Source organism: Bradyrhizobium sp. BR13661 (genome assembly GCF_029892425.1).
GTDB lineage: Bacteria > Pseudomonadota > Alphaproteobacteria > Rhizobiales > Xanthobacteraceae > Bradyrhizobium.
On record NZ_JARXWB010000017.1, the window covers coordinates 12,785 to 34,671 of the forward strand.

At 58.3% G+C, this 21,887-nt stretch carries 19 protein-coding genes and 1 pseudogene; 12 read left to right on the plus strand and 8 right to left on the minus strand.

Features of this window, described 5'->3' with window-relative positions; translation table 11 throughout:
* Positions 1-105 precede the first annotated feature (105 nt).
* The 6 genes from M2427_RS25515 to M2427_RS25540 all read left to right on the plus strand — a co-directional run bounded on the left by M2427_RS25515 (position 106) and on the right by M2427_RS25540 (position 8,031).
* Complete coding sequence (locus M2427_RS25515) at positions 106-417, plus strand: PepSY domain-containing protein (RefSeq protein WP_280709549.1); 312 nt, start codon at positions 106-108, stop codon at positions 415-417.
* On the plus strand, positions 417-1,082 hold the full coding sequence (locus M2427_RS25520) for a response regulator transcription factor (protein WP_280709550.1): 666 nt from the start codon (positions 417-419) through the stop codon (positions 1,080-1,082). Before M2427_RS25515 ends, M2427_RS25520 begins: the two co-directional genes overlap by 1 nt.
* Entirely contained in the window at positions 1,079-2,464 is a 1,386-nt protein-coding gene (locus M2427_RS25525) for a HAMP domain-containing sensor histidine kinase (protein ID WP_280709551.1), read from the plus strand. The genes M2427_RS25520 and M2427_RS25525 overlap by 4 nt, the downstream gene beginning before the upstream one ends.
* 1,042 nt (positions 2,465-3,506) lie before the next feature.
* Positions 3,507-4,631, plus strand: a complete 1,125-nt coding sequence (locus tag M2427_RS25530; RefSeq protein ID WP_280709552.1) for an efflux RND transporter periplasmic adaptor subunit — start codon at positions 3,507-3,509, stop codon at positions 4,629-4,631.
* A 2-nt stretch (positions 4,632-4,633) separates the two neighbouring features.
* Positions 4,634-7,711: a CusA/CzcA family heavy metal efflux RND transporter gene (locus M2427_RS25535; RefSeq protein WP_280709554.1), complete on the plus strand. Its 3,078-nt coding sequence runs from the start codon at positions 4,634-4,636 to the stop codon at positions 7,709-7,711.
* Entirely contained in the window at positions 7,708-8,031 is a 324-nt protein-coding gene (locus M2427_RS25540) for a DUF3240 family protein (RefSeq protein WP_280709555.1), read from the plus strand. The genes M2427_RS25535 and M2427_RS25540 overlap by 4 nt, the downstream gene beginning before the upstream one ends.
* A gap of 46 nt (positions 8,032-8,077) precedes the next feature.
* Here the strand turns inward: M2427_RS25540 and M2427_RS25545 are convergent, their stop codons facing one another.
* Together M2427_RS25545 and M2427_RS25550 are read right to left on the minus strand one after the other, a co-directional pair.
* Positions 8,078-8,668 (minus strand): tetratricopeptide repeat protein, encoded by a 591-nt coding sequence (locus M2427_RS25545; protein ID WP_280709556.1) that lies wholly within the window; start codon positions 8,666-8,668, stop codon positions 8,078-8,080.
* A 1,477-nt stretch (positions 8,669-10,145) separates the two neighbouring features.
* On the minus strand, positions 10,146-10,370 hold the full coding sequence (locus M2427_RS25550; RefSeq protein ID WP_280709558.1) for a hypothetical protein: 225 nt from the start codon (positions 10,368-10,370) through the stop codon (positions 10,146-10,148).
* Between the two features lie 430 nt (positions 10,371-10,800).
* On the opposite strand from M2427_RS25550, the gene M2427_RS25555 reads away from it, so the two are divergent.
* Entirely contained in the window at positions 10,801-11,712 is a 912-nt protein-coding gene (locus M2427_RS25555; protein ID WP_280709559.1) for an FAD:protein FMN transferase, read from the plus strand.
* Here the strand turns inward: M2427_RS25555 and M2427_RS25560 are convergent.
* Positions 11,700-12,113 carry an EF-hand domain-containing protein gene (locus M2427_RS25560; protein WP_280709560.1) on the minus strand — a complete coding sequence of 138 codons (414 nt, stop codon included), beginning with the start codon at positions 12,111-12,113 and terminating at the stop codon, positions 11,700-11,702. The genes M2427_RS25555 and M2427_RS25560 overlap by 13 nt on opposite strands.
* A gap of 989 nt (positions 12,114-13,102) precedes the next feature.
* Here M2427_RS25560 and M2427_RS25565 point away from each other — a divergent pair.
* The 3 genes from M2427_RS25565 to M2427_RS25575 all read left to right on the plus strand — a co-directional run bounded on the left by M2427_RS25565 (position 13,103) and on the right by M2427_RS25575 (position 17,669).
* Complete coding sequence (locus M2427_RS25565) at positions 13,103-14,767, plus strand: PAS domain-containing methyl-accepting chemotaxis protein (protein WP_280709561.1); 1,665 nt, start codon at positions 13,103-13,105, stop codon at positions 14,765-14,767.
* Positions 14,768-15,935: 1,168 nt separating this feature from the next.
* Complete coding sequence (locus M2427_RS25570) at positions 15,936-17,282, plus strand: globin-coupled sensor protein (protein WP_280709563.1); 1,347 nt, start codon at positions 15,936-15,938, stop codon at positions 17,280-17,282.
* A 30-nt stretch (positions 17,283-17,312) separates the two neighbouring features.
* Positions 17,313-17,669: a PAS domain-containing protein gene (locus M2427_RS25575; protein ID WP_280709564.1), complete on the plus strand. Its 357-nt coding sequence runs from the start codon at positions 17,313-17,315 to the stop codon at positions 17,667-17,669.
* A 262-nt stretch (positions 17,670-17,931) separates the two neighbouring features.
* Here M2427_RS25575 and M2427_RS25580 read toward each other — a convergent pair whose 3' ends face one another.
* Positions 17,932-18,198, minus strand: a complete 267-nt coding sequence (locus M2427_RS25580; RefSeq protein WP_280709729.1) for an XRE family transcriptional regulator — start codon at positions 18,196-18,198, stop codon at positions 17,932-17,934.
* Positions 18,199-18,203: 5 nt separating this feature from the next.
* Positions 18,204-18,519, minus strand: a pseudogene (locus M2427_RS25585) (type II toxin-antitoxin system RelE/ParE family toxin).
* A 369-nt stretch (positions 18,520-18,888) separates the two neighbouring features.
* On the opposite strand from M2427_RS25585, the gene M2427_RS25590 reads away from it, so the two are divergent.
* Positions 18,889-19,704 carry a hypothetical protein gene (locus M2427_RS25590; RefSeq protein ID WP_280709565.1) on the plus strand — a complete coding sequence of 272 codons (816 nt, stop codon included), beginning with the start codon at positions 18,889-18,891 and terminating at the stop codon, positions 19,702-19,704.
* A gap of 55 nt (positions 19,705-19,759) precedes the next feature.
* Here the strand turns inward: M2427_RS25590 and M2427_RS25595 are convergent, their stop codons facing one another.
* Complete coding sequence (locus tag M2427_RS25595; RefSeq protein WP_280709567.1) at positions 19,760-19,993, minus strand: DUF6356 family protein; 234 nt, start codon at positions 19,991-19,993, stop codon at positions 19,760-19,762.
* A gap of 114 nt (positions 19,994-20,107) precedes the next feature.
* Here M2427_RS25595 and M2427_RS25600 point away from each other — a divergent pair, with 114 nt between their 5' ends.
* Positions 20,108-20,593, plus strand: a complete 486-nt coding sequence (locus M2427_RS25600; protein WP_280709730.1) for an Lrp/AsnC family transcriptional regulator — start codon at positions 20,108-20,110, stop codon at positions 20,591-20,593.
* 53 nt (positions 20,594-20,646) lie between these two features.
* Here M2427_RS25600 and M2427_RS25605 read toward each other — a convergent pair whose 3' ends face one another.
* Positions 20,647-20,940, minus strand: coding sequence for a hypothetical protein (locus tag M2427_RS25605; protein ID WP_280709568.1), 294 nt, complete (start codon positions 20,938-20,940; stop codon positions 20,647-20,649).
* A gap of 221 nt (positions 20,941-21,161) precedes the next feature.
* Entirely contained in the window at positions 21,162-21,848 is a 687-nt protein-coding gene (locus M2427_RS25610) for a DNA-3-methyladenine glycosylase I (protein ID WP_280709570.1), read from the minus strand.
* Positions 21,849-21,887: the final 39 nt, after the last annotated feature.

The following is a 21,887-nucleotide window of genomic DNA, read 5'->3' on the forward strand; positions in this document are numbered from 1 at the left end:
TGCGGGGAATCTGCCAGAAGTGGCCTGACCGATGCCTGTTGAGCCAAGTCAGCGATTTGTCATGTGATACCTGCCATCAATATCTTTCGGATGACGAGTTGCTCCATGGATTTTTGCTGGGCTCGAGCCTGTACCCTGATCCTAGCGGTCGCACTTTTGAGCGCGGGTGGGCTGCCGGCGTCCGCTCGCGACCACGATGATGCGCGACGAGCAGTCGCGGCTGGCGAGATTCGCACGCTCGTCGAAATTCTGAATGTGGTGAAGGGGAAGCTTCCCGGCGAGGTCGTCGGTGTGAAACTGGAACGTGAAGCCGGAGCTTGGATGTACGAATTCCGCGTGGTCGACGAAAACGGGCGGTTGTTTGTCATCCACGTTGATGCCGGCACCGGCGAGGTCGAACGGACGAAGGAGAAGTGATGCGCGTGCTTGTTGTCGAGGATGACTGGCGGATCGCGTCCGATGTCTCGCGAACGCTCGAAGGGTCGGGTTATTTGGTCGAAAAGGTCGCGAACGGCGAGGACGCCTGGTTCCTCGGCGATACCGAGGACTATGGAGCCATCATCCTCGACCTTGGTCTGCCAGGCATGGACGGTCTCGCGGTCTTGAAACGCTGGCGGGCCAATGGCCGCCACATGCCCGTCCTCATCCTTACCGCGCGGGGAAGCTGGGCCGAGCGGGTGGATGGCATAGACGCCGGCGCCGATGACTACCTGCCGAAGCCCTTCCGAATGGAGGAATTGCTGGCGCGGCTGCGGTCCATTGTACGGCGATCGGTGGGGCACGGCTCGTCGGTCATAACCGCGGGCGAGATCACGCTGGACGAGAGGCAAATGAAGGTGACGCGCCGAGGCGTGCCGATCGCGCTTTCGCCGCTTGAGTACAGGTTGGTTGCCCATCTTCTCCGGAATCGCGGGCGGGTCGTCTCGCAGCAGGAGATCGATGAGAATGTCTATGGTCATGGGGAAGACCACGACTCAAACACTCTCGAAGTGCTGGTCGGCCGAGTGCGCAAGAAGCTCGGTGCCGATGCAATCGAGACGCGACGCGGCTTCGGCTATCTGGTGCCGGAGGCTCCCGCATGAATCGGCATTCGCTCAGGCTGCGACTTGTGGCGGGCGGGATCGTCGCGATCCTGGTCGCGCTTGCGGTGTCCGGTGCTGCACTCATCGTCCTCTTCGAACGCCATGTCTCGCGCACTTTGGCTCAGGAATTGGACGTCCATCTGAAGCAGCTTCTCTCGAACATCGACGTCGATTCTCAGGGGAAGCTGGCGTTGATGCAGCCACCTGTCGATCCGCGATTCGCGGATCCACTTTCCGGTCTATACTGGCAGCTCGGCGACGATCATGGGCAGTTGCTTCGTTCGCGCTCGCTCTGGGATTCCGCCGTTGAACTTCCGGCCGATCGGCTCTCACCCGGCGAAACCCACCAGCACGAAGCGGCAGGACCCGGCGGGCAACGGGTGCTAGTAGCCGAGCGAGCCATAACGCTTTCCGCGGGCGGCAAGCCCGTGACAATTCGGCTTGCCGTGGCCGAGGATCTGTCGCGAGTCTCGGAGGCAAGTTCGGCGTTCGCCAAGGATCTCTCGATTGCGCTCGCTATTCTTGGATGTGTCCTGGCCCTTGCGACCTGGGTCCAGGTTGGCGTCGGCTTGCATCCGCTGATCGCGCTGCGCAGCGAAGTGGCCGACATCAGAGCAGGGCGAATTCGCCATCTGCCGTCCTCGGTCCCGACAGAGGTCCAGCCTCTGGTAGAAGAAGTCAACGCCCTGATCGATGCGCAGGAACACGAAATCGAAAGGTCCCGCGGTCGTGCCGCTGACCTGGCGCATGGGCTGAAGACGCCTCTTGCTGCTCTTGCAGCAGACGCCTCGCGTCTACGGGAACGGGGCGAGCGCGTCATCGCGAGCGACATTGAGGCCGTTGGCGAAACCATGGGGCGTCATGTCGACCGCGAACTCGCACGTGCAAGGGCTCGCGGACGCACCAGGGGGAGCGCAGCAACGTCCGCGGTCGTGAAACCGCTCGTGGAGTCAATCGTAGCGACGCTGGTGCGGACTCCCGAAGGCCGGGGCGTGAAATTCGAGAACCTCGTCGTACAAGATCTTTGTCTTCCGATCGATAGGACCGACCTCGCCGAGGTACTTGGCAATCTCATCGAGAATGGTGCTCGACATGCTGCCGGATTTGTCCGCATCTCCGCCAACAACGACCGGTCATCACTTGTCATCGAAGACGACGGCGAGGGGATCGCGCCGATCTACCTATCGCGCGTTATCGAGCGCGGTGCCCGCCTCGATGAGCGAGGAGGAGCCGCAGGCCTTGGTCTTGCGATCGTCCAAGACGTCCTCGACGCGTACGAGTGGGGATTGGAACTCTCGCGATCGGACCTCGGCGGGTTGAAGGCGACGATCGCTCCGCGGCATCCGGATGTGAGCGCGATGCCCTTGAGGTCTCAAGGGTAGCATCAGCCGACTATGCGCTCGATCAGCTACCGGACAGCCACTCGAATAGTCCTCGCTTGGATCCAATCACCCGCTTTGGTTTGACAGGATTGATTGTCCCAGCGGAAATGCGCAGTGCGCGATCCAGGATCATCCGCGCAAATGCCTTCGCCTCAGCTTCACTGGGAAAAGTCCTGGTTTCGCGCCGATAGATGCGGTCCCTTTCGCGGATGGTCGGCTCGAAAGAGATGTACCATTTCGGCTCCATAACCGCTCTCACCAAGCGCGAATGCTGGGCGTATCGCTCACTGTCGGGGCTTGAGCCACGAAGCGAGACCCGCTCCAGCGGAGAACACGTGGTGCGCTGCCTGAGCGGTCCTGTATCTCCAGAAGAGCTGCGTCTGATTCACGCACCAACCGGACGTCGGGAGCCCGTAAGGCCAATACTTTCCGATATCGCCCTCGGACTGCCACGTACACCTCGTGCAGGCACCCAGATACATCACAGACAGCCTCTCTGTTGCGGCATTGGAAATCGTCGAAATGAAGAGCGACGAAGTGAGTGCTGGGCGTCGTGAGGTAAAGGGCAAACCCCCGTGCCGCAGCGATCGGGGCTCCACACATAGCCTCCCACTTTCGCACCTGAAGTCGTAACTCCGGCGGTAGATTAGCTAGGTGCGCTGGATTCCATCGGTCTTGCGCCGTACTCCCTCGTGCCGAGGCAGACGGGGGTAAACCTATCAGGCAAAGTGCGAACACTGTGGCCGCGAGAACGAGGCTCTTCAGCAGCATGGCGGGTCTCCTACGCATCTGACCGCCACCGCGCAGGCGCGATTGGCAAAATCACAATTGCCGATCCGACCTTACAATTTGCTGACATGGATCAACAGCTTCCGGTCAGTGAGGGCGCAGCATAATTCAGCCGCGCGGAAGCACTCCATTCTGTACACCCGTTACAAGGGACGGACGGGACTGATGGGATCCTGCGTCTGATCGACAGAGCGGCAATAATTGATCGCGACACCCGAATTGCCCGCTTCGGTGCTGCAATGGAATCTTCGCAATGTATCTAAGTTCACCGGCGTCAATGTGGCTGAACCCGACGCGCGTTATGATTGCGGTAGCGTTACTTGCTCTGCCGTCCAAATCTTTGGCTGAAGACCAATTGAAACTCAGTGCTGAGCAAGCCACCAGCCTTGGCGTTCGCGTGGTTCATCCTGCTGCGAGTCCGACCGACAAGACACTGCCTTATCCGGCTCAGATCGTCATTCCTACTCCACAATTGTGGGTGGTTAGCGCCCCCGTGGCCGGCATGTTGACCAACCTTTCAGTGGCACGGGGCGACCGCGTTATTGCGGGACAGCCGCTCGCGATTATGGAGAGCCCGAGTTTCGTGTCGCAGCAGCGTGACTATCTGCACGCTGTCGCGCAGGAGGTCCTGGCTGCTCAGCAACTCAACCGCAACACTCAACTTTTTCAAGGCAATGCGGTCGCACAACGAGTTCTTGAGTCCAGCCAGGCGGAAGCTCGACAGGCAATCATTGCGGTCGCAGAGCGTCGGCAGGTGCTTCGCCTTAGTGGCCTTTCGGACGAGTCAATCTCAAGACTGACCAGCGAGGCAGCGATCAGCGCGACCCTTTCGGTCGCCGCGCCGCGGCCGGCGACGGTCATCGATATCGCCGTGTCACCCGGCCAGCGGTTGGAGCAATCCGCACCGCTGATCAAGCTTGCACAGCTTTCGCCACTTTGGGTCGAGATCGCCGTCCCCGCATCAAACATCAAAGCCATTCGACAAGGCGCGACGGTCGAGGTTGACGGCTACGATACCCCAGGCCAGGTGGTGCTTGTTTCTGAAACCACCGATCCGGCCACTCAAACCGTGCTCGTCCGCGCAGAGGTGCCGAACTCAGGCGATTTGCGACCGGGACAAACTGCTGCTGCTCGAATCTCCTTTGTTTCCAAACGGGAGAGCGCTTGGGAACTCCCTTACAGCGCGCTGATCCGGCGCGGCGAGCAGGCCTCGGTCTTCGTGGCAACGCAATCCGGTTTCCGCCTGCTGCCGGTCACTCTGCTCGAGGAGGATCAGGATCATGTCGTGGTCTCCGGTGCTATCACCGACAAGGACGAAGTGGCGACCAGCGGCATTTCGGCGCTCCGGGGAATATTGCTGAAGTTGGGGGCGGGTTAGTCGTGCTCGAGCGTCTTGTCGCATTTGCGCTTTCGCAGCGGCTGTTCGTTGCTCTTGGCGTCTTTCTGCTGATCGGCGCTGGTCTAGTCTTGTTGCCTGGTCTTCCAATCGACGCTTTTCCGGATGTGTCGCCCGTCCAGGTCAAAGTGATCATGAAGGCGCCGGGTCTCACGCCGGAGGAGGTGGAACAGCGGGTCACGGTCCCGATCGAACTTGAATTGCTCGGGCTGCCAAACAAGAAAACTCTGCGCTCAACCACAAAATACGCACTCGCCGACGTTACAGTCGATTTCGAGGATGGGACTGACATCTACTGGGCGCGCAACCAAGTGTCCGAGCGCCTGGCCAATATCAGTCGCGATTTTCCAGAGGGGGTGACCGGCGGTCTCGCTCCGATTACCAGCCCGCTCGGCGAAATGTTCATGTTCACCATCGAAAGTGCGGAGCTCTCGCTGGCTGAGCGACGAAGTCTCCTCGATTGGGTAATCCGTCCGGCGCTGCGGACTGTACCAGGAGTGGCCGACGTCAATGCGCTCGGGGGCCATGTCCGGGCTTTTGAAATTGTTCCGCTCAGCGATGCGCTTGCAGCTCGGGGCATTTCCTACGAGATGTTTCGGCGCGCGATCGAGACGAACAGCCGCAATGACGGCGCCGGCCGTGTCAATCAGGGCGAAGACAGCGCTCTTGTGCGTATCGAAGGCAGCATTCGGACCATTGACGACATCAGGCAAATCGTCGTCGATACCAAAGATGGCGTTCCGATCCGGGTCAAGGATATTGCTCGCGTCCAGTTAGGGGCACTGACGCGGTACGGCGCTGTCACCGCGGATGGCCACGGCGAGACGGTCGAAGGCCTTGTTCTTGGGCTGCGGGGCGCCAATGCGCGCCAACTCGTGTCCGATGTGCAGGCGCGGCTTGACGAGATCAAGCAATCGCTTCCTAGGAGTGTCAACATCCAGGTCTTCTACGACCGTGGCCGGCTGGTTGACCGCGCGGTTGGTACCGTTATCCGCGCACTTGGTGAAGCAACCGTCCTTGTCGTCGTCCTCCTCCTACTGTTTCTCGGTAACTGGCGCGCCTCCTTGGTAATCGCTTTGAGCCTGCCGCTCGCGATCGTGATCGCCCTTATCGTCATGCGCATAGTCGGCATGTCGGCAAACCTGATGAGCTTGGGCGGCCTTGCCATCGCTATCGGCATGCTGATCGACGCGCTTGTGGTTGTTGTCGAGAACGTCGTTGGCAATCTCAGCAAGGAACCGCAGGGAAAAGCGGCCCCGCTCGTCCATATCATCTACCGCTCTGTTTCCGAGGTGCTCCAGCCGGTCGCCTCGGGCGTGCTGATTATCATGATCGTATTCGTGCCGCTACTGACGCTGGAGGGGCTTGAAGGGAAGTTGTTCATCCCTGTGGCGCTCGCGATCATCTTTGCGCTCGGTGGCTCGCTTCTCTTGGCGCTCACGGTTATTCCGGTAGCCACGTCGTTTCTCCTCAAGAGCACGTCGCACCACGAACCGTGGCTGATCCGGATCGCGTCGCGGGTTTATGCACCTGCACTTGCTTGGGCTCTGAACAATGAGCGTAAAGTAATCATCGCGGCGATAGCGACCCTCGTTGCTGCCGGCTATGCCTACACCCAGCTCGGCAAGACGTTTATGCCGACGATGGACGAAGGCGACATCATCGTCAGCGTCGAGGCGCTGCCATCGATCAAGCTGGACGAAATGATTGCGATCAACGCCCGACTTCAGTCAGCCATCCTCGCGAAGGTCCCTGACGTCAAAAGTATCGTAGCCCGGACCGGGTCAGACGAGCTCGGACTTGATCCGATGGGACCTAACCAGACCGACACGTTCCTGGTTCTGAAGCCCGCAGAAGAGCGGAAGACAATCGAGAAATCTGCCCTGATTGAAGAGCTACGGCAGGTGCTCGCCAATTTCCCGGGGCTATCGCTCAGCTTTACGCAACCGATCGACATGCGCGTACAGGAAATGATCAGCGGCGTCCGCGGCGATGTCGCAGTGAAGATCTTCGGACCTGATATCGCTAAGCTCAATGAGATTGCGAGCAAGCTGTCCGCCATTTTGTCTAGCATCGACGGCGCTGAGGATGTCTACACGACACTCAACGAGGGTGCCCAATATTACACGGTCGCCGTAAATCGGATGGAGGCGGGACGGCTCGGCCTGACCGTAGACGTCATCTCCAATTCGTTGCGCACCCAGATCGAGGGACGCACGATCGGCACGGTGCTGGAAGAGGGGCGCCGTACGCCGATCCTGGTTCGGGGCAGCGAAACGACGCGCGAGGCTCCGACACTGCTCGCCAGCCTGCCGCTAACCCTCGCCTCGGGTCAGCACGTCGCGCTTTCACAAGTCGCCCGCATTCAGCGCATCGACGGTCCCGTTTTGGTCAATCGCGAGAATGGGAATAGGATGAGCGTTGTGCGAGCCAATGTGCGTGGCCGTGACATGGTGGGGTTCGTCGAAGCGGCCCGGCAGAAGGTCGCCACGGAGCTGCCCCTGCCGGAGGGTTACAGGTTGACCTGGGGCGGCCAGTTCGAAAATCAGCAACGCGCGGCGGCGCGCCTCTCGATCGTGGTGCCGGTGGCGATCGGGCTGATCTTTGTACTGCTCTTCACGACCTTCGGTTCGATCCGACAAGCGCTGCTGGTCCTCGTCAATATCCCGTTCGCCGTGATTGGCGGCGTGTTTGCCCTAGTGCTTACCGGCGAATACCTTTCGGTTCCGGCGTCCGTCGGGTTCATAGCGCTGCTCGGAATTGCGGTGCTCAACGGCGTGGTGCTGGTCTCTTATTTCAACCAGCTACGTGCTCATGGCGTGCCGGAGGGGCGCATTGTCATTGACGGCGCCCAGCGCAGGCTCAGGCCGGTGCTGATGACGGCGAGCATCACGGCTTTGGGCTTGATCCCTCTGTTGTTTGCGACCGGCCCGGGATCAGAGATCCAGCGGCCTCTCGCGATCGTGGTGATTGGCGGGCTGTTGTCGTCGACGGCATTGACGCTGATCCTTCTGCCAATCCTCTATCGCCGGTTTGGTGGTATTGTGAAGGGGGCCAAATGAGTGCCGAATTTGTCTGCCTGACGTTGATCGCCGGCCGATCATTCCGGGACGAGTTGTTCGACTATCTGAGCGAACAACGCGATCTTGTTTCCGGTTTCACCGCATCGGACGCTGCGGGACATGGTCCCGATGTTCGACTGCAGACATCAGCCGAGCGGGTCAAAGGACATGCAGACGAGTTGATAGTGCGGACGATCCTTGAGGTACAAGCCGCGGCTGAACTGCTCGAACGACTGAAGGCGGCCTTCGTCGGGTCTAGGGTCGTCTATTGGATCGTGCCGGTTTCGGAATTTGGCGTGATCGACGTCCCCTATCGATGAAGTTTTGCCGATCTTTCGGCCTTTCATGTCAGATCGGGGGCGCGCGTCACTTCGGGCGAACTGGGGCCGTATTGCCGGAGCCCAGGGCCTCTGCTCGGCGGAAATCCGCTTCCGCACCGACCCCGTCGCCGATTTTTGACTTAACCGTCCCGCGTTCGCGGATGAGAGCCTGATTTTTGGGATCTGCTTTGATGACCACGTCGAGGTCGGCGATAGCGCGGTCGAACAGACCCTTACGGCTATTCGCCGCTGCTCGGGCACCAAAGGCTGCGAGATAGTCCGATTTCAGTCGAATCGCCTGGTCAAAATCCGCGATCGCGCGGTCTAACTCGCCCTTGGCCATCAACGCCACGCCGCGATTGCTAATGGCGACGTAGTGGTCGGGCATCAAGCGAATAGCCTGATCGTAGTCCCCTATGGCGCGGTCCAGATCTCCATTCGCCCTGAAGGCAAGCCCACGATTGTTGTAAGCGGCGACCAATTGGGCGAGAATCCGCTCGCCTGCGGAGATGATCGCCGTGCATCCTCGGATGGGACGATCAGATGATAGGTCAGCGGAACGTGCGCAGGTATCCCAATCTTCGTCGTTCAGCGCTGAAGCTGGCGAGGTGCAAAACGCGACCAGCATCGCAGTCATCGCTGCGCCTGTCAGACTGGCTCCGAGCGATGCGCGCGAGGCCATCCTTGCACTCCATTCTGCCATTTCCTGCATTTCTCGCGATTCACGCTTGGGAATGGGCTAGACACCGACGACACGAACACCGTTCGATCTGGTGTTGTTCCAATATGCCGGATTTTAGCTGACATTTGACTGACAGGGGCCAATGGACCGCTAAGTTGAAGGCTAGTGGAAGGATGCGCTTGAAAATGCAGGCGCCGCGGAAGGCGCCGTGGCCCGCCTGTTCTTCGCAATCGGTTTGTTGGCTTGTTGAGAGTGCGGCTCAGAAGGGCGAGTACAAAACGGGACGCATTCTGGCGTTTCATTCGGCTCGACGTCGGTCCGTAACCGCTTTGGTCAAAATTTCGCGATTGTTCTGAGTCGTTTTCCGCAACGTACCGAGCCAGCTTTGTCGGTTTTTCGGGGAAGTTGCGGACCGACATATTACCGAACTCCTGAATCAGCTCGCAAATTTCGTGATAAAGACCACAGCTGTCATCGACCAGTGCGAGGAGGGGAGGCAAAGAACGCTTTGTTCGCTCAGCACTCCGCTATCTTTCGCGGTCTCCAAATGGCGCGGATCAAGGCAAGCCAGCTGTGATGGCTATCTGGCTTCGCAAACGTCCCATTGAGCTCACTCTAGATTGATCGCGTCCACTCTTCGGCAAGGCAGGCACCTGTAGGCATGCACTGCTGGCAGCTTTGCAATCTTTGGGAGTGTCGCGAGGTAGTCCATTGCGCGTCTGCATTCCTTGCAGATTAGAATAGGCGGATTATTCTTTTTGCGACTGCCAGGCATTGCCAACGCTAACTTCGACGAGCGTCGCAAACTAGTTTTAGACGAGGCGGAGGACACCTCCGGTGAACTACTTATGCCTATCGGAATTCAGCAAAGAAGAGTCAATAAATGCGGCGGCAATCCTTCATCTGTTGCCGGAATGTCTCGTCGTCTAGAGTACCGCGCATACACTGGAAAATCTGCCTCAAGGAAATTTCGAGAACGCACAGATTTGGTTAGGCGACGATCGGCTTGCGCCAAGATCAGCTGCCCAAGCCGACGCGAGGATTAAACCCGAAGGATTTCATGGGATCCGATATTGGGGAGACGAAGTGTCTCCCGACTTCGCCCTTCGGCAAGCCCGCCGAGATTCCGCTTTAGAGTTGTCTAGTCCGTCCGCGAGTGCGCTGAACTTTCTCAATATCAGGCGGTGCCGAGGACGGTGCATTCGGCTCAGGTCTGCTTGCCGGTTGGGGGACGCTGGCAATCGGCCTGCTTTCGATCTCGTCACCGGGATTAGTTCGGGCGCGCTGCTTGCACGATTCGTCTTTCTAATCGACAACGCGACCGGCAACGCCGGGAAGTATTCGCCCCTAAAATCGGAAAGACATCTACGCTTACCGCTTGCAAAACATCGTCGAAGGGGCGGCGCTTATCGATGATCGAGCTCAATCTGAGCTAATTGCCAAATACGTAAATCGCGGGTTCTTCCACCAAATAGCCAGCGAAGGTAGTAAGTGTCGTGTCCTCTTGGTCGGAACCAGGCGCATAGCGGAAAGCGACAGCTAGTCGGCGCTCGAACTCTTCCGCATGGTTCTGCTCGCATCCGCCACGTTGCCCGGCGCTTTCGCGCCGGTCCACATCAATGTGCGCGTTGGCGGCGATGATTACGATGAGCTTCACGTAGATGGCCGTTTAACAAGACAAGTTTTCATCCGTCCCTCAATTGTGCACTTCGTCAATAATCTCGGATCACGACCAATAATCCGTGGCGCAAGATTGCACGTGGTTCGCAATAGTCGCATAGCCCTCGCTGGAAATCTGTAAACGACGGCTTTTTTCGGCCACACAGCGCTCGCTCTCGGCGCCCATCAAGAGCCAAGGTACTCGCGATCGCTATCGGATTTACTCTATTGCGAAATGCGACGGGATCGATTTCAATCTGGCAAGCATTCCGTCTGATTTTGACCGACGCGCCTTCCGATCGTTCATACATGCGTGCGCTCTTGACCGAGGCGACGAAATGGGAGACCAGGGCTTTTCATGGGTGAAAACCCCGCAGGGATTGCAGACGGGCGAGCAGCTTGCCGTCGCGCAACGGCGATACTGAGCCATGGCACTCTTCAGCCATAGCTTCTTTGCCATGGGTTCGGATTGCAGCGTGCATTTTGACGCTGATACCGTCGCCGAATTTGAGCGTTTCGCCGAAGTGGCAGAAGGCGAAGTCGTCCGAATTGAGCGACGGTTCTCGCGCTACCGCGCCGACAGTGAGCTTTCTCGAATCAATGCGGCTGCAGCGTATGGGGGGAGCGTCGAAATCGACGAGGAGACCGCCGCACTCGTGGATTATGCCAAAGCCTGCCTCGCGAAGAGCGATGGCCGGTTCGACATCACATCCGGCGTCCTTCGCAGGGTCTGGAATTTTTCCGCTTCGCGACCGCCGGACCAGAAAATGATCGACGAGGTCTTGCCTCTCATCGGGCTCGACAGGGTTTTGCTGTCAGATGGGCGACTGCAATTCTTGCAAGCCGGGCAAGAACTCGATTTCGGCGGTCTCGGAAAGGAGTTTGCTGCTGATCGGGCTGCCGAAATCTGCCTGGCGCTCGGTGCGCGTCACGGTTTTGTTGATTTGGGCGGGGACATACGTGTGATCGGGCCCCAACGAGATGGATCGCCATGGATGATTGGTATTCGTCACCCGCGCGAACCGAACTTGGTGATCGCAAAGGTGGCGATCACCGACGGAGCGCTCGCGACCAGTGGAGACTATGAAAGATACTTGGAATACGAGGGACGGCGGTACTGCCATATCCTCGATCCACATACGGGATGGCCTGTTCAGGGGCTTTCGTCAGTAACGATCATCTCAGATCGATGCCTCGTCGCCGGAAGCCTCTCCACCATTGCGATGCTCAAAGGCGAGCAAGGCGTAACCTGGCTTAAGCAGCTTGGCGTCCGCTGCCTTGTCGTCACCTCCGAAGGCGCCTTCGGAGGTACAGAGCCGATCGAGCTTCAGGCGCTGTAGTTGACCAGGCTGCCCGGCGCGCTGTTTGGCGAAACGGAATCGATTTGATTTAGCGACTGAAGACTGGCTGACAACGACGCCGAGCCACCTTGTGATGTACCTTCCGCGCGGAGGGACGCCATCAACTGGGACATGGTTGAAACGAAGTCCTGCTTCGACACCGATCCGCTACCCGATGGATCCAGGGAAGACCAAATCGCGTCCGCTCCCTGCTTCTGGAAGACGGCGGGAGGGTTTTTGGTCTGAAAGGCCTGCGAGAACTGGCTCTGCGTGATGCTTCCCGATCCGCTGGTATCGATTGAATCAAAGAGGTTCGACATTTTCTGCCGTGGCGGGCCGCCATAGCTCGCACCCGAGACGGCGTTCAAAGTCGACGACGAGGCAATGCCGGAAATGTTCATGGGAGACCTCCAAGGCTCAATTGCCTTAGTTTCTCAGAGGAAAGTAAAAAATTAACCAAGTTGGCTATCGAATTTGAGCGAGGGATTGCCTTAAAATTCGGATTTGCATGGCTCTTGCCACTTTTTCCCGGCCTGCGGTATTCGGCTCCTGACGCCCTCAAACGAATCGAAGTTACGATTCCCCGATGATCATCACCAAATGTCCGACATGCTCGGCAGTTTACGAAAGGTCGGTCCGTTCAACGAGCGATTGTCTTTGCGGCGAATCCCAATGTTGCTGTGGATGCATTTTGATCCGCTGACGATTACGGAAGGCCTTAAGTTCGAATTGATTGAAGCACTATCACGATAATCTCATCGAGCCGCATACGACAGGGCACCGCAAGCCGGACCCAAAACTATCATCTGGAATCTGACCGTCGGGCAACGAACCCGTAACACGCATCCACTGCATGCTGCGATGCTTCAGAGTTGATCCGTGTCAACGAGCAACGCAGACTAACTGATAAGATTAAACATCATGCTGACCCGGTTCGAGCAATTTCGGGAATACGCACGGCTCTGTGAGGAAAACGCGGAGCGGTCCCGTGAAGTTCGCTCAATACTGGAGTGGCAAGCAGCGGCTAGAGAATGGTCCCGAATGGCTCTAGAGGCTGCGAAAGAGGATCGACGCAATACCGAACCGCGGACTTTAGGAGAGCAATCGCGGGGAGCGTTCAACGATCGAGAAGGCTCTTCTTGATTTTTCTGGCTATTTCTAAAATTCTGCAAAATTTCGATAGAAACGTTTCTGCTTCGCTAACAGTCCCGAGCTACTATCACCACGATTGAGAGTTAAACAGATATCCGGGCGAAATTATCGACCTGACGCATCGGTATCCGGATGTGAGCGCACCATCCGTTTCACGCCTCATGGCCGGCTCGCTCAGCAAGATAGCGTCAAGATCAATTTGTTCGATTGGAAATTGGTTGGAAAGGGCGCACGACTTATGTCCATATTCCAAAACAAGAAGGTCAAGCACGCCGTCGCGGAAGTCGAGGCGCTCGACCGATCACAGGCGGTGATCGAATTCGCCCTCGACGGCACCATTCTCGACGCCAACGAAAATCTCCTGAAGATGAGCGGCTATTCGCTCGCGGAGATCAAAGGGAAGCATCACAGCATCTTCGTCAGCGCGGCCGAGCGCGAGAGCGCGCGCTACCGTGATTTCTGGGCGAGCCTCAATCGCGGCGAGTTTCAGACCACGCAGTACAAGCGGTTCGGCAAGAACGGCAAGGAGGTCTGGGTTCACGCCTCCTACGCGCCGTTGCTCGACGAGAACGGCAAGGTGGTCTCCTTCATCAAGTTCGCTACCGACATCACGGCGTACAAGATCAAGACCATGGAAGATGCAGGCAAGATCGCTGCGGTCAACCGCGCGCAGGCCGTCATCGAATTTCAGACCGACGGCACCATTATCACCGCCAACGAGAACTTCCTCGGCGCGATGGGCTATTCGCTCGACGAGATTAAGGGCAAACATCACAGCATGTTCGTGACGCCGGAGGATCGCGCCAGCGCGGCCTATGCGGCGCTCTGGACCAAGCTGAACCGCGGCGAGTTCGAAGCGGCCGAATTCAAGCGAATCGCCAAGGGTGGCCGCGAGATCTGGATTCTAGCGAGCTACAATCCGATTCTCGACGAGACCGGCAAGCCGTTCAAGGTCGTGAAGTTCGCAACCGACATCACCGCCCAGAAGATGAAGGCAGCCGACAATGACGGCCAGCTCGCCGCGATCCAGAAGTCGCAGGCGGTGATCGAGTTCAACATGGACGGCACGATCCGTGCCGCCAACCAGAATTTCCTGAGCGCGATGGGCTATTCGATGGCCGAGATCAAGGGCCAGCACCACTCAATGTTCGTCGAGCCGAACGAAAAGAACTCAGCCGCATACCGCCAGTTCTGGGAGGCGCTCAATCGAGGCGAATACCAGGCCGCCGAATACAAGCGCATTGCCAAGGGCGGCCGCGAGGTTTGGATCCAGGGCTCCTACAACCCGATACTCGATCTCAACGGTAGACCTTACAAAGTCGTCAAATATGCCACCGATACGACTGCTCTCGCGATCGGCCGCAAGAAGGCCGAGAATGCGCGCGGGCTAATCGACGCGGTCGCGGCCGGCAGCGAGGAAATGAGCGCGTCGATCCGCGAAATTTCCGAGACCATGGCGAAGTCGCGCGAGAACTCTAAGTTCGCAGTCAGTCGCGTCGATGCAGCTGACGGTCAAGCGAACCGGCTAAATGCGGCGGCCCAATCTATGAGGGGCATAGTCGACTTAATTGCCGGCATTACCGGGCAAATCAACCTGCTCGCCCTCAATGCCACAATCGAATCGGCCCGCGCAGGCGAAGCTGGGCGAGGCTTCGCGGTGGTAGCCTCGGAAGTCAAGAACCTTGCCAATCAAGCAAAGCAGGCAACTGACACGATTTCGTCGGAGATCGATGCGCTCAATTCTGTTGCTGGTGATGTCGCAGAATCCCTAACTGCAATCAAGACTGCGATAGAAGGGGTTAATGAGTTTATTGCTTCTACCGCTGCAGCGGTTGAAGAGCAGAGCATCGTTACCGCGGACATGGCTGCTAACATGCAACGGGCATCAGCAGAATTGACCTGACAAGCATTATTTTGGCGGGTTCAGCATAGCGTTTCAATTTGCGATGCGGCGATTGTTTCAGCATCGCATAAGACATGACTCGTCGTCCGGCGGTATTGTGACCCCGTATAGCGAGGTTTCGCGTCGGCGAAGCGGTTTGCAAAATTCCGATATGTACGAAGGCTGACAATGGATGATATCCAACATGCCTTGGGAGTCGTGCAAAGTTTAGTCGTTCGCCAGATCGTTGGCCTGGGTTGGCGATTCCCCAATTGTTGGGATCGACCTACGTGACAAGCCGGTGCTGCGCAAGAGTGTCCGTCGTAAATTGTCGTGACAACGTCGGATTGCGGATTCGTAAAGCCAACCGTTCACTACGTTTCGGAGATACGTAAATGACCGGAGTTGCTTCAAACCTTCTTCGCGATGATCATTTGCTCATTCGGAGAAACGCCATGATCCCGACAATTGCGCGCCTCAGACTGATTGCTGATGAAACTGAAAAGCACGCTCGTGCTGCATCTCTCCCACCAGTTGTCCAAGCCGAGTTGTTTGATCTCGCTGCGAGATGGCATTGGCTTGCTGGGGAAGCCGGCGGGCTATGCGCGCGTGCCAGACAGCTCACGCACACCGTCGGCGAATGCAATCACTGCGAAGAGAAATGCCGCGGAGTACGAGCTGCGTCGGCCACGGAAGCCGATGTCAGCCCGACCGCGCCCGAGTGCATAGTCTTGTCGCAAAGTACGACGAGTAGAACATGAACAATTTTTCACCGCGCAACTACGGGGTGCAAGATTCCGATACGCACTTTTGTGATCCGGCAACGAATTCAGGTTAAATTCTTCTACTGGCGATTGCCCCATTTTTTGTAAGAAACATTCTGAGGACGCCATGGGTGAACTAATACCTTTCGCATGTAGCGAACGACGCGCGTCGAGCCTTCCGACTGAGCAAGTCAAGACTAGTCGCGCCTCCGTATTTCAGTTGTGTGAGAACTTCGTTGATCTTGAGCAGATGCTTGAGCTTCTGCATTCGAGAATGGTCGAACTCCAGGCGACCCGAAAATCCCTTCCCCTTAAAAACGAACTATACATTCAGCGGGACGCGCAAATGATCGACGAAATCGAAGAGGCGCAAGCAACGTGCCGCTCGATTCTCGGCAAAATTCCGCATCATCAGGAGCGATAGAATGAGCAATTCTACGATTGCCGAGCGCATCCGCTTTCATCGAATCGACGACAAGGCCGTTGCCGCGCTCAGGAGCGGAAAGGCTTTTGTATTGAGTGTTATGCCATCAATTCTCGATGGATTTTACGATCACTTGGAGAAGTACCCATCGACGTCAGCGTTCTTTCGCAATCGCGCGCACATGATGCACGCAAAGGAAATGCAACTTAAGCATTGGGCAATCATTCTCGACGGCGCGTTCGACGAAACGTATGAAGCGTCTGTCAACAAGATTGGCGAAGTTCACAACAAGCTGGGGCTTGAGCCGCGTTGGTACATCGGAGGCTACAACGCGCTCGCGTCGGATCTGCTCGAGGAAATCGCATTGAAGATGCCCGTGGGTCGTTTTGAGACCCAGACACGGGCAAAGAGAGCAAGTCTTCAAAAGGCGATTCTCCGGGCCGCGATGCTTGATATGGACATCGCTATCTCCGTTTATATCGAGGCGGGCCGCCGTGATCGCATCCATACCCTCAACACGATTGCCACGAATTTCGAGGGCGCGATCGGTGGGGTCGTTAGTATCGTTGCATCCGCGGCGACAGAACTCCAAGCGTCTGCTCAAAGCCTTCAGAGCGCGACGAACCTAACGGCGGATGAGTCGGGAATGGCTGCAAGCGCATCGGGAGAATCTACCGCCAACGTAAACGCGGTGGCTGCGGCAGCCGAGCAGCTTTCGAGCTCGATTGCGGAGATCAGCCGGCGAGTGAACGATTCGGCTGCTATCGCCGGCAAGGCGGCCGAAGGCACCGAGCATGCCGCTAGGAAGATCGACCAACTCTCTTCGGCTGGACAGAGAATCGGGACAATTGTTGATCTGATTACTAACATCGCGTCCCAGACAAATCTTCTTGCATTGAACGCTACGATTGAAGCCGCGCGAGCGGGTGAGGCTGGTCGCGGGTTCGCGGTGGTAGCCTCCGAAGTCAAGGGTCTGGCGGAGCAGACGGCCAAGGCTACGGCTGAAATTGCGAGCCAAGTCTCGGATATTCAGAGTTCGACATCCGAGTCGGTCAAAGCGATATCTGAGATTACCGACGTTATTCGTTCCATGACGGAGGTGTCCGCGGCTATCGCGTCAGCCGTAGAGGAGCAGAGTGCAGCCACTGGCGAGATTTCGAGGAATGCGCAGTTAGCCTCGCATGGTACGCAGAGCGTATCGACAAGCGTCGAAAAGGTCAGTCGCGCTGCTGGCGAAGCGGGGTTGACCGCGTCACACGTACTAGATGCCTCCCGAGAGCTCTCTCAGCAATCTGAACTACTTCGATCAGAGGTGGCAAAGTTCCTGGAGACGGTGCGAGCGGCCTAAGTGATATGGTTGACGACGAGGCGATAAGTGATGAGTGAAGTCGCGCCGGCGCTGCTTAGACACAAATTGGCAGCGCTTGAGCGGTCCCAGGCGATCGTCGAACTCGATCTCGACGGCATCGTGCTTTGCGCCAACCAATCGTTTCTCCAGCTGATGGGTTACTTGGACGACCAAGTGACCGGTCGTTCCTACTCTATGTTTGCTCCCGCTACTGAAAGCCATGCTTGCGAGTACGATAGGCTTTTGCAGCAACTCAGGAACGGTGAGCATGCGGCAGGAGAGTTCTGTCGTTTGCACGCATCCGGCGATCAGATCTGGGTCCTGGGTGCTTATTGTCCCGTATTGAAGGATCTCGGCCAACTGCGCCGACCTTCAACTCTAATTTAATTCACGCGACCATCCGCGCGATACATTTCGAGACGTAGGGCAATCTTCAAGGACTAGACTAGAAATTACATATGTATTTCAATTACATATGAGTTCGCTGTTTTGTTCTGAATGGCGCGCCACTTTACGATTTCGCGCGATATCATGGCCGATCGTTCGCGAAGACCGCATCAAGCCGCCGAAAGCCGCACGTGACGAGACGACATGTGCGCGAGATTGCGCATCACCTCCTCGGGCCTCATGGTGGGCGCAGGCAGCGCCTTCATGCTGCCTTCTGGAATCTGATTCCGGGGCGCAGCCCTGCGCGCTCCGCAAGCCGAACCAGCATGCTCAGGCTAAACCGGTTGATCTTTCCGTTCTTGATCTCCGACACGCGAGCCTGAGTGATGCCGAGGCGCTTCGCCGCCTCGACTTGCGTCAGAGAGGACCTGCTCAGCCATTTATTGATCCCGGAGAGCAGCTTGGCGCGCATTTCAAGCTCGGCCGCTTCTTCCGCTGGGAACAGGTCGTGAAATACGGACTTTGCCATCGTGGTCACCTGATCTGTCTGAGTCGTGCCCTGGCGAGGTCGATATCGCGCTTGGCCGTTGCTTGTGTCTTTTTCCGGAACGCATGCAGGACGTGAACAGCATCGCCAATGGTCGCCAGATAGATGACGCGATATGCGCCCGACGCTTGACGTACCCTGATCTCGCGAACACCAGGGCCGATAGACGTCATCGGCTTCCAGTCGGACGGTTCTTCGCCGATCTGAACCAGAAACAATTGATTACCCAGCCTCGCGGCGGGCGTCGACCGGAAATGCTTCAACATCGGATCGGTTGCTGCCGTGCCATCGCACCTCCTTCATGACCGAAATATGCCAGAATTGGCATATTTCGGCAACGTGCTTTCGGCTCCGTAGGGCAACATCGCAGTTCGTCGCTTGCTGTCGGACCGGACCGTATGCGCGGCCGCGGCATCATAGCGCCACGGCGAAGCGATCGCCGAGGCAAAGCCCGGTTATGATCGTCGCGTCAGTGGAAGCAACGAGATTGCGGTGAGAGGCGGCTACCAATGATCGGCCAGTGCACCCCGTCAGCTCCTCGTCTCGGAAACAACGTCCTTGATTCGAATCAAGACGCGGCAGGAGCCAGCGTGCCAGGAGACATGCTGGCGGAGGGCGGTCATGCCGGTGAGACAAGAGATTTGGCGTACGGCGGCTGCCATCATTGCGACGATGGCCGTCTGGGGCGCTATCAGGCTCGTTCTTCCGTCGCTGGACTATTACCCGCCGGAAGGTCTGGCTCAAAGCCTGCAACGAAGCTGGTTCGTCGTCTCCGGCACGCACAAGGCAGCCCAACTCGTGTACGCACTGGCAACGCTCATTCTCATGGCGGTGTTCTTTGCGATGGTGCAACGGCGCTGGCCGGGCCGGAGCGGATGGAATGGTCTCACCTTCGGGGTGTTGCTCGGGCTGTTGTGGGCGTTCTGTTTCCTCAATAGTGCTACGCTTTTCGGCACTACGGCAGGCGAGGCGCTTCTGAATGGTGCTCTGGACCTTGCGGCACTGGCACTCGGTGGGTGGTTGATCGGCCTGGCGCTAGGTCGAGACCATCCAGAACCGGCGCGTGCGAGCCGCAAGCCTTGGCTCGCCATTCTTCTCATAGCCTGCGGCTTCGCATCGGCCTACAGCATCGGGGCTCTGCTGCTGCAGGGCAGCCTTGGTCAGGCAGCGGCTCTGTTCGCCCGCCCTGTGACGGCGCCGCAATACGCGACCCTCTTCATGGTCGGGCTGTGGGCCGGCCTGATGTATGTGAGCTTGCGCCCCGGACTGCCATTCGGTCCGGCTTCGGCAAAGGCGGCGTTCTTCGCCTTCGGAGTCTTCGGCCACAGCTGGACACTGTTCAAGCTTTACTCCGTGATCGAGTTCAGCGGTGTCCTGTTGACTGTTATTTTGATCGGCTTGATGGGAGCGCTCGGCGTTTTCGTCGGCGCGCTTGCCTATGAATGGGCGACAGACGCACGATTTCTCGGCCGATATTCGTTCGAATGAGTTGCGACTGTCGGGAGTGGTCGCTGAGCGGATGACGGCAGAAACCGGCCGCCGGCTACTCGGCCGGCTGTAGCGCGTGGCCGCGGCGCGCAATGCGCTCGTGCATCTGCCGGATCATGCGGCTTGCGGTGGTCTCGAACAGGCAGGGGATGACGGCGTGCACCAGGGCCGCCAATGCGGCGCCGAACAGGCGGGCCGCGAAGCCGAGCGCGAACAGGAAATGCTCGCCATAGGATTCATCGACACTCTGCGGGTGGGACAGGAACAGCCGGTGCAGGGTGGCTTGCATGCGAGGCTCCAAAGCGAGGTTGGCCTCCATGTTTAGGGGATTCGGACCAGGAATAAGTCCCAGACCTCACATCAAATGCGCTAATTCGGTTGAATTTGGACGAAAATATCCTCTATTATTGGGATAATGGACGAAACAGATTGCAAGCTGCTCAACCTGATTCAGCATGATGCGGCCCTGTCGCTGGACGAGCTCAGCGAGCGGGCCGGGCTATCCCGCAACGCCTGCTGGCGCCGCATCAAGCGGCTCGAGGATGACGGCATCATCAAGGGCCGCGTGACACTGCTCGATGCGAGCCGCATCAACGTCGGCCTGACCGCCTTCATCGCGCTGCGCACCACCGAACACAGCGCGACCTGGCTCGCCCAATTCTCGAACGCCGTGCGCGACATTCCGGAGATCATCGGCGTCTACCGCATGACCGGCGATGTCGATTATCTGCTGCAGGCCGTCATCCCGGACGTTGCCGCCTATGACCGGCTCTACCAGCGCCTGATCGGGAGGATCACCCTCGCGGACGTGTCCTCGTCATTCGTCATGCAGGAGATCAAGGCGACGACGGTGCTGCCGCTCGACTATGCGCCGGAGCGGCGCGGGTGAGGCCACGGCATGCGGCGCGGACCGCATGCGCGCGGCGAAGCAATCGTGCGGTGTCAGTGCCTGACATGCTCGAACACGACGATCACACCGGTCGGCTCGGGCTCGTGCGCCATCAGCCGCGTCAGATCCGCATCGCTCCAATCGGCGAGACTGACGACTTCGCCGGTCTCGCGCTCCGCGCTGAGCGAGGGGGTTGGCTCAAGCACCTTCAAGCCCATCTCGTCGACGAAGAAGGTATGCTCTCCAAACATGCTGTTGAGTTGAGACATGGCGGGATGCTCGTCGGGCAGCACCTGGGCGCCGAGCTGGTCGACGGTCTGCTTCACTTGTTCGGATGTGAGCTTCATGGGCTGCTCCGTTCTGTCATTCGCGTTTCGTGGCATGAACCAGGGTTTTGGCCGGAGCGCACGTGTTCCCTGCGCCTGATCGCCTGGCTCAAACTCCCGAACGGGTGCTGCGTACAAATGTTCCTGCAAATCCCAATTCGTGATCGCGCATGGCGGCTGCCGCGCGGACAGAGCGGAACACACGATCTCCACGATCGTGTGAGCGCTGACCGTCTGGTCAGCTACTCGCTGCTGATTTCGCCAACCGACAGCGCGCAGATGCGTGACAGATGGGTGTACGGCAGACCCGTCTCCTCGGCCCAGGCGTTGAACTGAGCCTGCACCTTGGCGAGATCGCCCTTCGACTTGACCTCTTCGGCGATGTCGAGACCGGCATCGCGCAGGCAGGCGACGACGTCCTTCGAGGTGACGAAGCCGTCCCAGCCGACGAAGCGCAGCAGCATCTGGCCGGTGTTGCCGCCCAGCCGGGAGCCGCGCTTGGTGAGCAGATCGAGCAGGCCGATTTCGTTGGACGGCGGCCATTTCGCCAGAAACTTGCCGAAGCTGCCATGCTCCTTGGCGATCTCCTGCACGAAGGCGGCGTTGTCGCGCACCGACATGATCTTGGCGCCGTTGCGCACGATCCGCGCATCGCGCAGCAGGCCCTCCCAATAATCCTCAGGCTGGAAGCAAAGCTTGGCCGGCTGGAAGCGCAGGAAAGCGTCTTCGAACCCGTCCCACTTCGCGTCGATCACGCTCCAGGCAAAGCCTGCGCAAAACACCCGCCTGGTCATCTCGGCGAGGATACGGTCATCACCAAGCTTGGCCAGCCGCTTCAGGTCCGGCTTGTCCGGCATCAGCTTGTCGAGCGCCTTGGGGCCGCCCTTGCGCTTCTCGGCGCGGGCACGAATGGTCTTGAAGGAGGGCATGCGATCACCGGCGTTGAAGGCCCTTGACGACAGCAGAAT

Coding starts and splice junctions, on each gene's coding strand:
- M2427_RS25515 (WP_280709549.1), top strand. CDS start 106: ATGGATTTTTGCTGGGCTCGAGCCTGTACCCTGATCCTAGCGGTCGCA.
- M2427_RS25520 (WP_280709550.1), top strand. CDS start 417: ATGCGCGTGCTTGTTGTCGAGGATGACTGGCGGATCGCGTCCGATGTC.
- M2427_RS25525 (WP_280709551.1), top strand. CDS start 1,079: ATGAATCGGCATTCGCTCAGGCTGCGACTTGTGGCGGGCGGGATCGTC.
- M2427_RS25530 (WP_280709552.1), top strand. CDS start 3,507: ATGTATCTAAGTTCACCGGCGTCAATGTGGCTGAACCCGACGCGCGTT.
- M2427_RS25540 (WP_280709555.1), top strand. CDS start 7,708: ATGAGTGCCGAATTTGTCTGCCTGACGTTGATCGCCGGCCGATCATTC.
- M2427_RS25545 (WP_280709556.1), bottom strand. CDS start 8,668: ATGACTGCGATGCTGGTCGCGTTTTGCACCTCGCCAGCTTCAGCGCTG.
- M2427_RS25555 (WP_280709559.1), top strand. CDS start 10,801: ATGGCACTCTTCAGCCATAGCTTCTTTGCCATGGGTTCGGATTGCAGC.
- M2427_RS25560 (WP_280709560.1), bottom strand. CDS start 12,113: ATGAACATTTCCGGCATTGCCTCGTCGTCGACTTTGAACGCCGTCTCG.
- M2427_RS25565 (WP_280709561.1), top strand. CDS start 13,103: ATGTCCATATTCCAAAACAAGAAGGTCAAGCACGCCGTCGCGGAAGTC.
- M2427_RS25570 (WP_280709563.1), top strand. CDS start 15,936: ATGAGCAATTCTACGATTGCCGAGCGCATCCGCTTTCATCGAATCGAC.
- M2427_RS25575 (WP_280709564.1), top strand. CDS start 17,313: ATGAGTGAAGTCGCGCCGGCGCTGCTTAGACACAAATTGGCAGCGCTT.
- M2427_RS25580 (WP_280709729.1), bottom strand. CDS start 18,198: ATGGCAAAGTCCGTATTTCACGACCTGTTCCCAGCGGAAGAAGCGGCC.
- M2427_RS25590 (WP_280709565.1), top strand. CDS start 18,889: ATGGCCGTCTGGGGCGCTATCAGGCTCGTTCTTCCGTCGCTGGACTAT.
- M2427_RS25595 (WP_280709567.1), bottom strand. CDS start 19,993: ATGCAAGCCACCCTGCACCGGCTGTTCCTGTCCCACCCGCAGAGTGTC.
- M2427_RS25605 (WP_280709568.1), bottom strand. CDS start 20,940: ATGAAGCTCACATCCGAACAAGTGAAGCAGACCGTCGACCAGCTCGGC.
- M2427_RS25610 (WP_280709570.1), bottom strand. CDS start 21,848: ATGCCCTCCTTCAAGACCATTCGTGCCCGCGCCGAGAAGCGCAAGGGC.